General features: G+C 60.4%; 12 protein-coding genes. 10 read left to right on the top strand and 2 right to left on the bottom strand.

Annotation, left to right across the window (positions count from 1 at the left end):
- Positions 1–68 precede the first annotated feature (68 nt).
- From B9A97_RS18815 to B9A97_RS18855, 8 genes are all read left to right on the top strand, one after another.
- Positions 69–452 carry a c-type cytochrome gene (locus B9A97_RS18815; RefSeq protein ID WP_084367064.1) on the top strand — a complete coding sequence of 128 codons (384 nt, stop codon included), beginning with the start codon at positions 69–71 and terminating at the stop codon, positions 450–452.
- Positions 453–695: 243 nt separating this feature from the next.
- Entirely contained in the window at positions 696–1,784 is a 1,089-nt protein-coding gene (locus B9A97_RS18820) for a hypothetical protein (protein ID WP_084367021.1), read from the top strand.
- Positions 1,785–2,145: 361 nt separating this feature from the next.
- A complete protein-coding gene (locus tag B9A97_RS18830; protein WP_084367066.1) occupies positions 2,146–3,294 on the top strand; it encodes a hypothetical protein in 1,149 nt (382 codons plus the stop codon).
- 3 nt (positions 3,295–3,297) lie between these two features.
- Positions 3,298–5,211, top strand: a complete 1,914-nt coding sequence (locus tag B9A97_RS18835; RefSeq protein WP_084367023.1) for an AAA family ATPase — start codon at positions 3,298–3,300, stop codon at positions 5,209–5,211.
- A gap of 76 nt (positions 5,212–5,287) precedes the next feature.
- Positions 5,288–5,536 carry a type II toxin-antitoxin system RelE family toxin gene (locus tag B9A97_RS18840; protein WP_084367025.1) on the top strand — a complete coding sequence of 83 codons (249 nt, stop codon included), beginning with the start codon at positions 5,288–5,290 and terminating at the stop codon, positions 5,534–5,536.
- 12 nt (positions 5,537–5,548) lie between these two features.
- Positions 5,549–5,962 carry a helix-turn-helix domain-containing protein gene (locus tag B9A97_RS18845; protein WP_084367027.1) on the top strand — a complete coding sequence of 138 codons (414 nt, stop codon included), beginning with the start codon at positions 5,549–5,551 and terminating at the stop codon, positions 5,960–5,962.
- A 15-nt stretch (positions 5,963–5,977) separates the two neighbouring features.
- Entirely contained in the window at positions 5,978–7,276 is a 1,299-nt protein-coding gene (locus B9A97_RS18850; protein WP_084367029.1) for a DUF6638 family protein, read from the top strand.
- Complete coding sequence (locus tag B9A97_RS18855; protein WP_084367031.1) at positions 7,269–8,378, top strand: DUF2333 family protein; 1,110 nt, start codon at positions 7,269–7,271, stop codon at positions 8,376–8,378. Before B9A97_RS18850 ends, B9A97_RS18855 begins: the two co-directional genes overlap by 8 nt.
- A gap of 114 nt (positions 8,379–8,492) precedes the next feature.
- Here the strand turns inward: B9A97_RS18855 and B9A97_RS18860 are convergent, their stop codons facing one another.
- The gene (locus tag B9A97_RS18860; protein WP_179145334.1) at positions 8,493–8,978 is read right to left on the bottom strand and encodes a PAS domain-containing protein; all 486 of its coding nucleotides are present in this window, start codon (positions 8,976–8,978) and stop codon (positions 8,493–8,495) included.
- 58 nt (positions 8,979–9,036) lie between these two features.
- Positions 9,037–9,759, bottom strand: coding sequence for a helix-turn-helix transcriptional regulator (locus B9A97_RS18865; protein WP_084367035.1), 723 nt, complete (start codon positions 9,757–9,759; stop codon positions 9,037–9,039).
- 667 nt (positions 9,760–10,426) lie between these two features.
- On the opposite strand from B9A97_RS18865, the gene B9A97_RS18870 reads away from it, so the two are divergent.
- Together B9A97_RS18870 and B9A97_RS18875 are read left to right on the top strand one after the other, a co-directional pair.
- Entirely contained in the window at positions 10,427–12,106 is a 1,680-nt protein-coding gene (locus B9A97_RS18870) for a formate--tetrahydrofolate ligase (protein WP_084367068.1), read from the top strand.
- 277 nt (positions 12,107–12,383) lie between these two features.
- Positions 12,384–14,618 (top strand): TonB-dependent hemoglobin/transferrin/lactoferrin family receptor, encoded by a 2,235-nt coding sequence (locus B9A97_RS18875; RefSeq protein WP_084367037.1) that lies wholly within the window; start codon positions 12,384–12,386, stop codon positions 14,616–14,618.
- The last annotated feature ends 201 nt before the right edge of the window (positions 14,619–14,819 follow it).

Genomic DNA, 14,819 nt, shown 5'->3' on the forward strand with positions numbered 1-14,819 from the left:
GCAGGGGATTACACTTCCAAGATGGCGGCCGGGGAGAAGCGGCCTGCCGATCAAAGGAAAGGTCCATGATGAAACTGAACTGTCTTATACTGGCTGTGTGCCTCGTCGTTCCGGCCGGGTCCGTGCTTGCCGAGGGCGATCCCGTCGCCGGAGCCAACACGTTCAAGCTCTGTGCCGCCTGTCACAACGCCACCGATGCCAAGAACAAGGTCGGCCCATCGCTGATGGGTGTCGTCGGCCGTCCGGTAGCCTCGGTGGAAGGCTTCAAATATTCCAAGGCGATGACCGAATTCGGCGCCGACGGCAAGGTCTGGACGGAAGAACTGCTTGCGCAGTACCTGCCAAAGCCGCGGGAACTGGTGAAGGGCACGACGATGTCGTTTGCCGGCGTCAAGAAGCCCGAAGACGTCGCCAACCTCATCGCCTATCTGAAGAACCCGCCGGCGAATTGAGTAAGGCTGCCTTGCATGTAGCCTCCTTTGAAGGGGGAGCGCGGACGGTTGGCCTGGCCGATCCGTCCGCGCGGCAACGCCTGCTTGCAACGTTCGATCCCGTCTCCATATAAATGCTGAGTTTTTTCCGCTTGACCCGGCGGCGACCGTTTTCACGTTGCGGTTTTCGTATAAGGTCGCGGTCGAAATGCCTCCCGGTCTGCCGGGGCTGCTTGACGACAATTGCAAAGGGAGATCACCGGCATGGCCACGCTTCAATCCTTCGACAGCGAAATCGAGAAGACCCGCGGCATCGTCAACGAGATGCGCGGCAAGATGGAACAGTCAGGCGCGGTGCTGGACCAGTTCGCCAAGGCCGACACCAAGCTGGGCGACGCCAATTTCGACATCGAAAATGCCCGCATCCAGGATGTCATCAAGCAGCAGAAGGTGATGGAGGCGAATATCGCCGACCTTATCATCGGGCTCGAGGATGCGACCAACGTGTTCGGCTCCGAATTCGAGAGCATGAAGAGCTATTCCGGCTATGAAAAATTCATCGGCATCTTCTCCAAGCAGAAGGCGCAGCGCATGCGCACCGAGCGTGTGCGCAACATGTCGCTGGCCGGCAACCTGCAGGAGCTCTTGGCCAAGTCCGACAGCATCGTCGGCATCCTGAAGGAGCAGCGCACGGTTCTCGACCAGCGCTACAAGAGCTCCGAACAGAGCCTCATCCAGGTCATCGAGCGCCGCAAGGGCACGGTGGCGAGCCTGGAAGCGACGCAGAAGCGCATTGAGGAATTGAACCCGATGCTGCTCGATATCGAGAACAAGATCGCGGCCTCCACCGACCAGACGGCCCGCACCGAGCTGGAGGGCGAGCGTTCCAGGCTCGCGACGGAATACAACCAGGCCCAGGCCAAGGAACAGGAGCTTCTGGCCGAGAGCCAGACGCTGGAGCGCTACACCTCGATGTTCCAGACCTTCGTCGACAGCCTGAACAACCAGATCGCGGCGCAGAACACGCTGATCAACAAGCTGACCATCGATACCGAGCAGCGCATCGTGCTCTACAAGGCGCTCGAGGACTCGTTGAAGACGGCCGCCCAGCAGGATGTCGCCCACAAGATCAACACGCTGGGCAGCCAGGTCGATACGGCCGCAGAGGAAACCATGGCCGGCATCGGCTCGGCCGCGCAGCGCCATATCGGCGACCTGCTGGAACTGCACGAGAAGAACATGCTCGCGACCCAGGACATCCAGCGCCGCAAGAAGCTCGCCGACGACGCCTTCGCCCGGCGTTTCCAGACGGTGCTGGAGAAGCACAATTCGGCCAATTACGTGAAGCCGTGAGTGGCGGTTGGCTATCTATGAGCCGTGTATCGGTGAGCAAGGTACCCCCCTCTGCCCTGCCGGGCATCTCCCCCTCAAGGGGGGAGATCGGCAAGGTGCCCCGCCCGCATTCCCTCGCCACGGTTGATGTTTTGCAAGACGTCGCCGCGGGTCGCTCTCCCCCCTTGAGGGGGAGATGTGCGGCAGCACAGAGGGGGGTATGGCCAATCTCCACTTCAGAGGTTGATGTTTGGCAAGACGCTGCCGCGATTCGATCTCCCCCCTTGAGGGGGAGATGCCCGGCAGGGCAGAGGGGGGTATGTCATCGCGCAACGTCAGACGGCGAGGTAGCCGAAACTTCATCGCTTTGTGGGATGCCTTCATGCTGAACGCCACCGAAGGGCCGGTGTCCCAATATTTCCGCTCCATTCAGGCGGCGCTGGGCGGGTTGGAGATCTATCTCTCCAATCCCGACGTCAAGCTTGGCGGCAGCATGGCGGCTGGCGGTATTCTGCTGCGCTATCTCGACCGGCTGAAGAACTCGTTTTCCTGCTGGCAGAACCGCATCGGATTTACGGAGCAGTTCCGCATCTCCCGCGCTGAAAGCGGTTTTCCTGTCTTCCAGAACGTGCTGGAACTGGAAAACGACCGCGGCAGCGCCGAAAAGCGGCTGGCCGCCATTCCCGATGGCGCGGCGATCCGCTCGGAGATGGCCGATTTCATCCTGCGTAACCGGGAGTTCCCGACCGCCTTGCAGACGCAGATGGCCGAGCGGCTTTACCTGGAGCAGATTGGAAAGGGCGAGATCTTCTCGCCACTGGTGCTGCCCGAAACCATCCATGTGAGCGTGAACGAGAAGTCCGGCCGTCCGCTATGCATCGTCACCTGGGCGGTGTTCGATGGCGCCAATACCCTGCCGATGGTCTATGTCGCCGGCATCGAGGACAGTTCTGATAACATGACGCGGCTCCTGGTCGGGCGCGACGGCAAGCTCAATCCTGAGGTCGAGATTCCCTTGCCGGTGGGCGGGCTGCTGAACCCGGAACTCGCCGCCGCCTTCGATGATTTTGTCGGCAAGAACGGGGCCTATTCCCTGACGCCGGCGACCATCGCCACCAATATGGACAAGGATTTCCCCACCCTGCATCCCAAGGTGTTGCGCCGCGTCGTGCTGGGACCATTCTATTCCGCCGGCATTACCGAGAACAACGCGCGTATCAACGAGATACTGTCGCGGGTCCGCAAGCCTGACAATGCCTGGCTCTTGACCTGGACGGTGCAGGAGGTGTTTTCCAAGGCCGAGCGGCCGGCGGTCAAAGGCTTTTTCTCATCGACACCGGCCATGCAGGAATTCCATATTGAGACCAATGATCTGGAAGCCGCGCGCATGGGCGTATCCGCCTATGAAAAGCATGCGCTGGTGCCGCACGATGCCTATCAGGCGCTTTATGCCTCCGGAGAGGCGGCCGCGATCTTCGGCAATTACAAGGTCCATGTGATCTCAGGAAACAACGTCGTCAGCGAGGTCTAAGCGATGAGCGGATTGAATGCCGGCCTGACCACCATCCACGAGGACGATATTGCCAAGCATCTGGCGGTGGCGCAGGGGCTGGTGACACGCGTTATCGTGCTCGATCCCGGCGATGGGGCCTCAGGGACCGCGCTTGCCGGAACCGGTCGCCGCTTCGTCTCGACGGTGTCGACCACGTCCGTCCGGCGCACGCGCGAGGTGGAGCTGGAAAAGACAATCCGTGCGGTGAAGCCCGGCGATCCGCTGCTGTCGCCGCAGGCGCATACGCTGCTCTATCGCGCGCGGCGGGGCGCGCAGGTGGCGCTTGCCATCGGCGAGGTCTTTGCCCGGCAGAGCGACCTGGAATCGCTGCAGGCGCGCAATCTGTCGGCGCCGCTGCAGGGGGCTGATGCCGAGCGCTTCAAGGCGCTGCTGTCGGCCTCCGCCTATGTCGCTGCCTTTTCCTTTTGCGCCTATATGCTGGCCATGTTGGCCGGCGAGAGCGAGCCGGTTGAGGATGGGCGGGAGCCGGATTACCTGTTCGATACGCCGCAGGATGCGCTGAAAAGCCTGGTCGCCGGTCTGGATGAGGCCTTGGCGGGTGCACCGGATGAACTCGCGCAGGTGGCCCGCGCCCGTGCCTTCCTTCGGGATGCCGTCGAAGGGCTGATCTCGCGCAAGGCCCGCTTTACCGGACTTGCAAGTTTCGAAAATGTGCATATCCGCATCGACCAGGACGATTTCTCGCTGGATGGTTTCGATGTTGCGCCCGGCGCCAAGCGCAAGCCGCTGGTCATGACCTTCAAGAAGCCGGAGGAGATCGTCGGCAACCATATCGCCAAGTATCAGGGCATGAAGCTGGCCAAGATGCTGATGGCCTATGATTTCGACCGGCAGATGAACCCCTTTGTCGAACTGGGTGGCTTTCTCTTCACCTTCATCGGCGATGGCATGCCGGGCACGGGCAAGACCATCCTGATCCAGATGATCGCCGGCCTGCTCAATGATTACTGCCAGGTCGCGGGCTATGCCTTCCACTATGAGAACTTCGGCGTCGACCAGATCTCGTCCTACCAGGGCAAGTCGGGGCAGAACTGCAAGCAGTTCGTAAACAATGTTACGAACCCGCGCGCGATCGGTTTCGGCACCATTGACGATGTCGACCAGGTGACGGCCAAGCGCTCCGACGACCGGGCCTCGGCCGGCCAGCATGAAGTGACTGCCGTGCTGATGGAGAGCTTCGCCGGCGCCTCCACCGTCGTGCGCGGCAATGCCACCTTCGGCATGTTCTCTAACTATCCCGAGAATGTCGATGACGCGCTGCGTCAACGGGCCGGTGCCCGCTGGCTCGTGGACGGGCCGCAGACCGAGGCCGATTACATCGACATCTTCGCGCTGCTCATCGGCAAGAACCACAAGATACCGCTCGGCGATCACCAGCTTTACGCCAACCAGGAGATCAAGCGGGCGGTGACGACCTCCTATGCCGAGCACTCCCGCCCGAAGGAAGACGGGCTGGTCGCCGTGTGGGATCGATATGAGAAGACAAGGGGCCCCATCAAGTCGCTCGCTGATGTCGGCGCCTATCTGCACGAGATCAAGCTCGCCGAGCCTAGGTTTACCGGCCGTGCCATCAAGAACATCACCGATGCCGTGAAGATGCGGGCGATGGATGTCGAGCTGCCGGACGACTGGTTCGCCACGCCAGGCGCCTTCCTGCACAGGAGCTACGACGAAAAGAAAGCGATGATCGAGGAGCTGCGCGGCCCCATCACCATGGAGATGATCCTGCAGGAGGTAAACCGCTACGCCGACAGCGAATTCCGCTACGCCGACAAATCTGATGATGCGGCCATCGCCGAGATCATCAGGCGCGAAAAGCAGCGGGAACGAGCGATTGGCGGGATCGAGGCGCTGAAAAGGGAGGGCAAGTGGTGAAGTCTGGATCGGTGTAACTGTTTGTATTCGCTGTCGGCGAATTTCTGTTGTCGAGATGCTTGGGGAGCTATAGACTGTGAAGCAGATCATCTACAGCAAGCAGGCAGCCCGGACCCTGGCACGGATTCCCGCCAATGACAGCCAACGTATTCTCAAGAAAGTTCGGCAATATGCTGCAGATCCGAATTCGCAGATCAACAATGTGAAAAAGCTTCAAGATCGGCCCGGCTATCGTCTACGCGTTGGTGACTGGAGAGTGATCTTCGACGAATATGACAACGTTCTGGATGTCGAAAAGATTGCCAGCCGTGGCAGCGTTTATTAGCGAGGCAGGGATATGGGAATTGCAACACGTTTCAAGACGCCTAACGGCGAGGACATGGTGGTTCTTTCGCAAGCCGACTACGACGCGCTGGTCGAGGCTGCTGAGATGCTAGAGGACGTCGCTGCCTACGATCTTTTCAAGGAGCGGCTCGCGCGGGGCGAGGAGGAGTTCATTCCCGGCGAATTCGTCCATCGAATGGTTGATGGGGAGAGCCCAGTCAGGGTCTGGCGCGAGTTTCGCGGTTTGTCCGCGAAGGATTTGGCCGCCGCTGCCGGCATCAGCCCCGCCTATCTGTCCGAAATAGAATCCCGCAAGAAGGAGGGCAGCGTTTCCGTTCTGAAGAAGATCGCGAAGGCGCTCAAGGTCGATATCGAAGACCTGATTGCCTGGGGCGGAGACGAGGCCGAAGCCGGCGCCGATGTCTAGCAGAAGCCTGATTGCATGAACCGCCTCCTCGAAGCCGAGCTCATCTATGGTCGTCTGCTGACGATCGCAGAGCCGCATCTCATTGCCCGCTACAACAAGGCGCTGACCGGTTTTGGCCTGAAGCCAACGGCGCTTGAGACATTCGATATCGACATGACCGGCTTCTCGCCCGAGATTGCCGCCGAGTTGAACGACTGGGACTATCTCGACCCGAATAGGGTGAACCGGCGTTTCATCATCATGACCCCGGAGCAGGAGAACCTGCCGGTGGTCCATACAAGCTTTTCCAATACCGCCGGGCTGATGCATGAATTCTTCGGCGCCAATGCTCGCGCCATCAATGCCGTCACCATCAAGGATGCGCTGTACGGCGAGATCGAGGACAGCGTCGCCACCGTCGAAAGCCTTGAGGATCTGCTGTCGATCAACGAGGTACGGTTCCGCGTCCTGTCCGCCGAAGACCTCCTGGGCAAGGCGGCCGAACTGCGGCAGTTGTCCGACCGGTTGCAGACGGACCCCGATGCCTGGCGGGATGATGCCATGCTGAACCGGATGGTGGAGCTTGCAAAGCTCACCGGTGATATCCGGCAGAACGTGCTGGTGCCCGACAAGCTCGTCTTCCGCCACGATGCCTTCTGGGCCAACCATTTCGGTGGTGTCTACATCTTCGTCGACGACAAGGCGACGACGGTCATCTGCGATCCGAAGGCGCCGGGCTTTCGGCGTTCGCGGCCCTGGCAGGTCAGCTATATCGGCCTCAACGATCCCGCCCGCATTTTCGATTTCCTGGCCAAGACCGGGCGGATCGAATTGCCGCGAGCAAGCTGGGTGGAGGCTTCGGGCCTTTATGCCCACCGCGCCGACATGGCCATCGCCGCGCTGATGGGGAAGGCAACGGATATTCCCGATCTGTCCAAGGCCGACAGCGTCTGGATCCAGACCTGGATGCATCGCAACAGTGCTGCGATCACGGCCGACGGAACCTATCCCTTCCTGCAGGAGATGCTGCGGCTGATCACCAGCCGGGGCAGCATCCGCCTTGAAGACATCGAGCCTGCGCGCCGCTTCCTTCTCATTCGCGCGCGGCCCGACCATCCCGACCAGTGGCTCACAAACCGGTTGATCGCGCAGTTCAATCCCACGGACTTCGTCTCCCGTTTTATTTTCGACAAGCAGGGCTTTTACGATGCCTATGAGGCTTTTTCGGAAAGCTACCGGGATTACGTTGTATCGCGGCTGACCAGCACTTATTTGCGTGACAAGAAGATTTTCCGTAAGCGGCTTTACGGCATAGGAGACGAAGACAATGCTTGACCCGATCATCGCTTTCTTCGAGCGGGTGTTTCGTGCCATCGGCCGAGGGCTGGGCATGGCCGTCGCCTGGCTGGTCTGGCCCTTCATGGCCGCCCATGGCTGGTATCAGCGGCGGAACTGGCTGATCAAGGCGCCGATCCTCGTTGTCTTGCTCGTCATTATCGGCTTTTACGGCCAGTTTTTCTGGCGCACGCAGTTCTGGTATCATTTCGATCCGGAATTCGTGCAGGCCTACAAGTTTTCCGAGCGCACAACGCCGGCGGGCCAGCCGGTTGCGGCCACGCCTGGCAAGTGCCAGCCGTCCGGCATTGTCTCGGTGGCCGCCGATCTGACGGATGCGAACGTCAACCAGAATATCTGGATTTCGTCGACGCTGATCTACAAGCTCGGGTTTTTCGGTCTCGACTGGGATCACACGCCGTTCTTCGACAACAAGGCCTCGTTCCAGCGCGGGGTGAACCAGGTGGTCCGCCGCGTCGGTGTGGAGCTTGCGGACAATTTGGGCCGCGTGCGTGGCACGTCCGGCATCAATAACGACCTGCAGGATGCGCGCGGCAAGATCCAGTATGACGAGTATACCTGGTATTTCGGGCTCAATCCCCTGGGCTTCAAGACGCCGACGCCGAGCTTCTATCGCTCCGCCATCACCGGCTGGCAGAAGTTCAACACGGACCTGGAAAACTGCAACGCGGTGTTCGATGCCCGCGCGGACAATCTGCTGCAACTGATCGACCGCACGGCAAACGACCTTGGAAACACCTCGGATATCCTCCGGCGCCGGTCGGAAGATTTCAACGCCGGATGGTTCGATACCCGTGCCGATGACCGCTACTGGTTCGCCTATGGCCAGCTCTATGGGCTCTATGCCGTGATGTCGGCGGCCAAGGCGGATTTCTCTGACGTCATCCGCGAGCGCAACCTCACATCGATCTGGGCGGAAATGGAGCGGCAATTGCAGGCTGCCTTGCGCATTCAGCCGGCGATCATTTCAAACGGCAGCGAGGATGGCTGGATCATGCCGACGCATCTGGCCACCATGGGCTTTTACATTCTCCGTGTACGCTCCAACTTGGTGGAACTGCGCGCCGTCCTCGACCGCTGATCATGACGTGACTTAGAGCTCCGCCATGGCCGCCGTGGCGGAGATTTGCACTGCTAATGGGGCTGGCTGCGCACAGCCTTTCCCGAACATGCCTTTGGTGAAAGCGGCTGTAGATTAGTTTTCGGTGGCCTGACTGCTAGCCGTCAACTCCGTGTCTTCGCAGAAGGCCGCGGTGCGCAGCCGCTCGAAGAATTCGTAGGTGACGCCGATGATCTCGCCCGACGTGCCTTCCTTCTCGCGGAACTTGCCGATGGTTCGCACGAATTTGTATTCGCCGCATGGCTTGATGACCCGGTAGATGTTGTGATGCATCTGTTTCTGGGTGCTGGTCTGCTCGAAGCTTTCCATCAGCATCGGCAGATCTTCCGGATGCAGGTGATCGCGAAATTCCACGAGATTGATCGGCCCTTCACGGTACTCCATGTCGAAGATGCCGTAGATGTCGCGCGTTCCGTAAAACAGACCTGTGTCCAGGTCGATACGCCACAGACCAAAGGGGCGGAAGGCGGAAACCAGTTGCACGATCTCGCGGTCGGAGATGCCGACGTCTCCTCCGTCGCCACGCGATGGCCGTTGAGTGTCGTCGAATCTGATGGGCACGCAAGCCTCTCCCATGGCTATGGCATGAAGTCGGGCTTTGCTAGTTTTACGTGAGCTATCAGTTGATTAGCTTAAGCCTTATCGCTTTAGCTACCAATTGCGTTCTGTTAACGCAATCCAATTTCTTAATGGCATTATTCATGTACGCGTTGACCGTGTGGTCCGACAGCGACAGGATCCGGCCGATCTCCACGGAGGTCTTGCCTTGGGATGTCCAGCGGAGAACCTCAAGTTCCCGGGCCGACAATGCATTGCCGGCGGTCTGGCCCGCGCGGCGCATGCGATCGAACACGTCGAAGGCGTGGATCGAAATCATGCCGAGTTCGTTCAGTTCCACCTGGCTCAGCATGTCGCGCTTGCCGTCGAAGCGTACAAAGAAACGGGTCGAATCCACCGAGTTCACCGGGAATATCGTGCCCATGTAGAGGCCGAATCGCATCAGTAGTTCATGCATTTCTTCCGGACAGGAGAAATCCACCGAAGGGCCGCTTTCGTGCAGAGACCAGCTTTGCGGCAGGATCGAATCCACCATGCGCGGCAGGATCGGGCAGTCGCGCAGGAAATGCCTGCGGTCGAATTCCTTCACGAATTGGGCCGGGATCGTGCTTTCCTGGACCAGAGGTGCCAGAAAAATGTCATTGGCCCCCGGTGCTGCTATGATTGACACGTGGTCGAACCGAAACTCCTGCGCGACCCGAATCATGGTCTGCATGAAGCGGGGGCGTGTTTCCGCAAGCGTGATTTCGCTGCTCAGGAGCGACTGGCGTTCTGCAATGACCATAGTTCTGGAAGTGACCAATGACGGTATGTTAACGTTAACAGATAAACAATGTTGACCAAAAGGGAAGCCATTTTCTGCCCTGCCTCATGTAATCCTGTGTACATGACAACAGGGGGCAACTTTGGCCACATTCTGGCCGCCGTTTCAAGCGGACTTTACCGGCAAGCCCTGCTTAAAGCCCGGATTGCCAACATTTCTTGCTGCTCAATGTGATCAAAGTCATAATCACATGGGAGAAATGCAAGCAACAAGAGAGGGCACGGCCATTGCACTCGCGGGCCAAGACTTGCGATGCTCGGTATACGTGCAAGATTCGACCTTGCCATTGTGAACAAGGTGTTTTCTTCAAAGCCTTCTGCTTGCGAGCTTCACATCACTGTTGATAGTCTCCTGATGTCTGCGACCGGATCGACAGATTTTGCGTGCTCGTGCCTCATCCCCGTTGTCGTTGCGGCATGGCACCGAAGCCACCGGCTTTGGCGGCTGTGTTCCGTATGGCGCTTCTACGGAGACAGACCGAGGCTGAAGGCGGGCGGCGGCGGAGATCGCGCTCGCTGAGGCCAATTTCGTTTCTTGGGTTTTGCTGAGTTCGCCACTTAAAGGAAACATCGCCGGGCGAGCCAAACCGCCGCCCGGTTCGGTTCGCAGGGGGGAAGCGCCGATGCATATGAAGGTGGTCAAATCCGATATCGAAATTGCCCGCGCCGCGCGCAAGAAGCCGATCGTTGAGATCGGCGCCAAGCTCGGCATCGATAGTGCCGATCTCGTGCCCTATGGCCATGACAAGGCCAAGATCGGCGCGGACTTCATTGCCCGGCAGCGCGGCCGACCCGATGGCAAGCTGATCCTGGTCACGGCCATTAACCCAACGCCGGCGGGCGAGGGCAAGACCACGACGACGGTCGGCCTTGGGGACGGGCTGAACCGGATCGGCAAACGCGCCATCGTCTGCATCCGCGAGGCGTCTCTTGGGCCATGCTTCGGCGTCAAAGGCGGGGCGGCTGGCGGCGGCCACGCGCAGGTGGTGCCGATGGAGGACATCAACCTGCATTTCACTGGCGATTTCCACGCCATCACCTCGGCACATAACCTGCTGGCAGCGCTGATCGACAACCACATCTACTGGGGCAACGAGCAGAACATCGATGTGAGGCGCGTCACCTGGCGACGGGTTATGGACATGAACGACCGGGCGCTGCGCGAGATCGTCTCGTCTCTCGGCGGTGTCGCCAATGGCTATCCGCGGGAGACAGGCTTCGACATCACGGTCGCATCCGAGGTCATGGCGATCCTGTGCCTGGCGCGCGACCTTGCGGATCTTGAATCCCGGTTGGGGTCGATCATCATCGGCTACCGGCGGGACAAGACCCCGGTCTTCGCCCGCGATCTCAAGGCCGACGGCGCCATGGCGGTGTTGCTGAAGGATGCCTTGCAGCCCAATCTGGTACAGACGCTGGAGAACAATCCGGCCTTCGTTCATGGCGGTCCCTTCGCCAATATCGCCCATGGCTGCAACTCCGTCATGGCGACCACACTTGCCCTGAAGCTCGGGGACTATGTCGTCACCGAAGCGGGCTTCGGCGCGGATCTCGGTGCCGAGAAATTTTTCGATATCAAGTGCCGCAAGGCCGGGCTGAAGCCCGATGCCGCCGTGATCGTCGCCACCGTCAGGGCGCTGAAGATGAATGGCGGCGTGGCGCGGGAGGATCTCGGCATCGAGAATGTCGAGGCCGTGCGGCGGGGTGCGGCCAATCTTGCCCGCCATATCGAGAACGTGAAGGGGTTTGGCGTGCCGGTGGTGGTCGCCATCAACCACTTTGTCTCCGACACATCCGACGAGATCGAAGCGGTGAAGGCCAGCGCCCGGGCCCTGGAGACCGACGCCGTGCTTTGCCGCCATTGGGCAGAAGGCTCTGCCGGCATCGAGGAACTGGCCCACAAGGTGGTTGACTTGGCGGAGCGGGGGACGTCGCAATTCCAGCCGCTCTATGCCGATGAGCTGCCGCTGTTCGACAAGATCGAGACGATCGCGCGGCGCATCTACAGGGCAGGGGAGGTGACGGCCGACAAGGCGGTGCGCGAGCAACTGGCGCAGTTCGAGGCGCAGGGCTATGGAACCCTGCCGGTCTGCATGGCCAAGACGCAATATTCCTTCTCCACCGATCCCAGCCTTAGGGGCGCGCCTGAGGGGCACAGCCTGCATGTTCGCGAGGTCAGGCTATCGGCCGGTGCCGGCTTCGTCGTGGCGATCACCGGCGAGATCATGACCATGCCGGGCTTGCCGCGTTCCCCTTCCTCGGAGCGTATATTCCTGAACGACCAAGGCTATATCGAAGGCCTGTTCTGAGGGATTGCCAGCTCTCCGACGCGACAAAATCCGCCCATAGCTGCCGGCGCCTGGTGCGCCCGGGCCTGTCATCCGTTTGCAACGCTCACGGCGGATTTTAATATGAACATTAAAATCATGTTTTATATGTTGACTCGAATTTTCATGTTTAATACATGGCATAAAGAAGGCGGACGGACCGCCCGCCCACATATTTGACGCAATCATCAACGGCCGAGTTTTCGTGTTCCGGGACAACCGGGGCGCGCCTGCGCGTGGCCGACGAAAGGACTTTGACATGGTCATCCGGCGTACCAGCCACCTTCTTCTTGCCTGCACCACTATGTCGCTGCTGCCTCTTGCTGTGCCTGCCATGGCACAAGATGCGGCTGGGACCACGCAATTGGAGACCATCGTGGTCAAGGGCAAGCGCGCGCCTGCCGGTGCCGTGGCCGACACGCCGCTGGCATCGCAGACCTCGGCCGAGGTGATTGCCAAGAAGGAGATCAAGAATCTCTCCGACCTCGCCAACACCACCGAACCCGGCCTTGACTTCATCAAGTCCCGTCCGGGCTCCACCGGTGGCCTCTATCTGCGCGGCCTGACCGGCCCGCGCGTCTCCACCCTGGTGGACGATATTCCGCTGCCCTTCATGCAGAGCAGCGCCCGCTCGGGCACGCAATCGCCAACGACAGGCATTTCAGGCCCGGCCAACAGCTTCGACTTCTCCTCGCTCGGTGCCGTGGACGTGCTGCGTGGTGCGGATTCGGCCCGCATCGGATCCGGCGCGCTGGCCGGTGCCGTGGTGGCCCGCACGCTGGAGCCCGAAGACCTGATCGCCGAGGGACGTGACTGGGGTGGCATCGCCAAATCAGGCTATGACAGCGAGGACAACAGCTTCGGCGGATCGCTGGCCGTGGCCAAGCGCGTCGAGAACACCTCTGTCCTGTTCCAGGGCGCCTACACCCGCGGCCATGAGACCGACAACCAGGGCACATCGGACATCATCGGCAGCAGCCGTACCGAGCCGAACCCGATGGACTATGTCCAGACGAACCTCTTGTTCAAGTTCCGCCATGAGCTGGAAGGCGGCCACACGATCGGCCTCACCGCCGAGCGTTTCGGCTATGAAAGCGATGCGGACCTGAAGACGCTGCAGTCCTCGACCTTCACCCCGGCAACCGCAGCCTCCACCTTCCGCGCCGGCAATTATTCCGGCTGGGACGATACGCGCCGCGAACGCGTATCGCTGGACTATAATTACGAGGCGCCCTCCAATGACGGCCTCATTGATGCGGCAAGCCTCAGGTTCTATTGGCAGCAACTGGTCAAGGATGCCGGCTCGGCGGGCCTTCGCAATAGCGGTGCCGCCTATGTCCGCGACAACGAGATGAGCGAGAATGATTTCGGCGTGATCGGCTCGACCCGCTCGGAGTTCGAGACCGGCACCTTCGGCCACCAGGTCAATATCAGCGGCAGCCTCACCCGGTTCAGCACCCATCAGTATATCAACGTGGTGCCGGCTGCGGCCACGGCGGCGTCGCAGTCCGACCAGCCTGACGTGGATGGCGTCAGCCTCGGCCTCACCATCGAGGACCGTATTTCCTTTGGCGACAGCGGCTTTGCCCTGACGCCCGGCGTGCGCTTCGATTGGCACGACTATCGCCCGCAGAACTCTGCCGCATTCACCAGCAACACCGGCTATCGCATCTTCGGCCTGCCGCCCGCGCATACCGACTCGCAGTTCTCGCCGAAACTGCTGGCCACCTATCAGCTGACGCCCGAGGTCGAGCTCTTCGCCCAGTGGTCGATGGCCTATCGTGCGCCGACGGTTGACGAACTCTATGGCAACTTCACCAATGCGGTCGGCGGATATGCCAGCATCGGCAATTCCAACCTGGAATCCGAAACCGGACATGGCTTCGAAGTCGGTGCCAACTGGGATGCCAACGACTTCACCGGCGGCGTGACCCTGTTCCACAACCGCTATCGCAACTTCATCGACACGGTGACCAAGCGTGGTGGTGCCGGCCAGCCGGCCAGCCTGTTCACCTATGAAAACCGGTCCAACGTCCAGATCTCCGGTATCGAGGTGAATGCCCGCAAGGAATTCGTCAACGGCTTCTTCCTGGAAGGCTCGCTCGCCTATGCCTATGGCGAATATGGCGATACCAACACGAAGCTGCGCAGCGTCGCTCCGTTCAAGGCCATCACCAGCATTGGCTATGAGCAAGAAACCTGGGGTGCCGAAGTGACCGGCATCTTCTCCGCCGCCATGCCGAGCGACAACAACGCCAATACCTTCGATGCACCCGGCTATGGCGTGTTCAACCTCGCGGGCTGGTGGGAGCCGGAACAGGTCAAGGGGTTGCGCGTCCAGGCCGGCGTCTACAACATCTTCGACAAGACCTACTGGAACGCCGTCGGCACGGAATCGGTCAACCCAAACAGCGTCTCCTCCGCCAACCAGCCGATGGCCTTCTACACGGAGCCTGGCCGCACCTTCAAGATCTCGCTCACCCAGCGGTTCTGAGGCGGGAGCTCAGACATTTGTCTTTTCGCTGAGGCGGCGGAGCAATCCGCCGCCTCAGGCTTTTTTCGAGGATTCGCCCCCGTCGCCGTCATCCTCGGGTCAAGCCCACTGCTGTCCGGTTTAAATTTGGTGGACATGGCGCACGGTGTTGATTCTACTTGTGTTCGAGCGTTTGGCGACGATCTCGGACACGAAAGGGGA

The sequence above is a fragment of the Rhizobium sp. RU36D genome (assembly GCF_900176345.1).
Classification (GTDB): Bacteria; Pseudomonadota; Alphaproteobacteria; order Rhizobiales; family Rhizobiaceae; genus Allorhizobium.

Coding starts and splice junctions, on each gene's coding strand:
- B9A97_RS18815 (WP_084367064.1), top strand. CDS start 69: ATGAAACTGAACTGTCTTATACTGGCTGTGTGCCTCGTCGTTCCGGCC.
- B9A97_RS18820 (WP_084367021.1), top strand. CDS start 696: ATGGCCACGCTTCAATCCTTCGACAGCGAAATCGAGAAGACCCGCGGC.
- B9A97_RS18830 (WP_084367066.1), top strand. CDS start 2,146: ATGCTGAACGCCACCGAAGGGCCGGTGTCCCAATATTTCCGCTCCATT.
- B9A97_RS18835 (WP_084367023.1), top strand. CDS start 3,298: ATGAGCGGATTGAATGCCGGCCTGACCACCATCCACGAGGACGATATT.
- B9A97_RS18845 (WP_084367027.1), top strand. CDS start 5,549: ATGGGAATTGCAACACGTTTCAAGACGCCTAACGGCGAGGACATGGTG.
- B9A97_RS18850 (WP_084367029.1), top strand. CDS start 5,978: ATGAACCGCCTCCTCGAAGCCGAGCTCATCTATGGTCGTCTGCTGACG.
- B9A97_RS18855 (WP_084367031.1), top strand. CDS start 7,269: ATGCTTGACCCGATCATCGCTTTCTTCGAGCGGGTGTTTCGTGCCATC.
- B9A97_RS18865 (WP_084367035.1), bottom strand. CDS start 9,759: ATGGTCATTGCAGAACGCCAGTCGCTCCTGAGCAGCGAAATCACGCTT.
- B9A97_RS18870 (WP_084367068.1), top strand. CDS start 10,427: ATGAAGGTGGTCAAATCCGATATCGAAATTGCCCGCGCCGCGCGCAAG.
- B9A97_RS18875 (WP_084367037.1), top strand. CDS start 12,384: ATGGTCATCCGGCGTACCAGCCACCTTCTTCTTGCCTGCACCACTATG.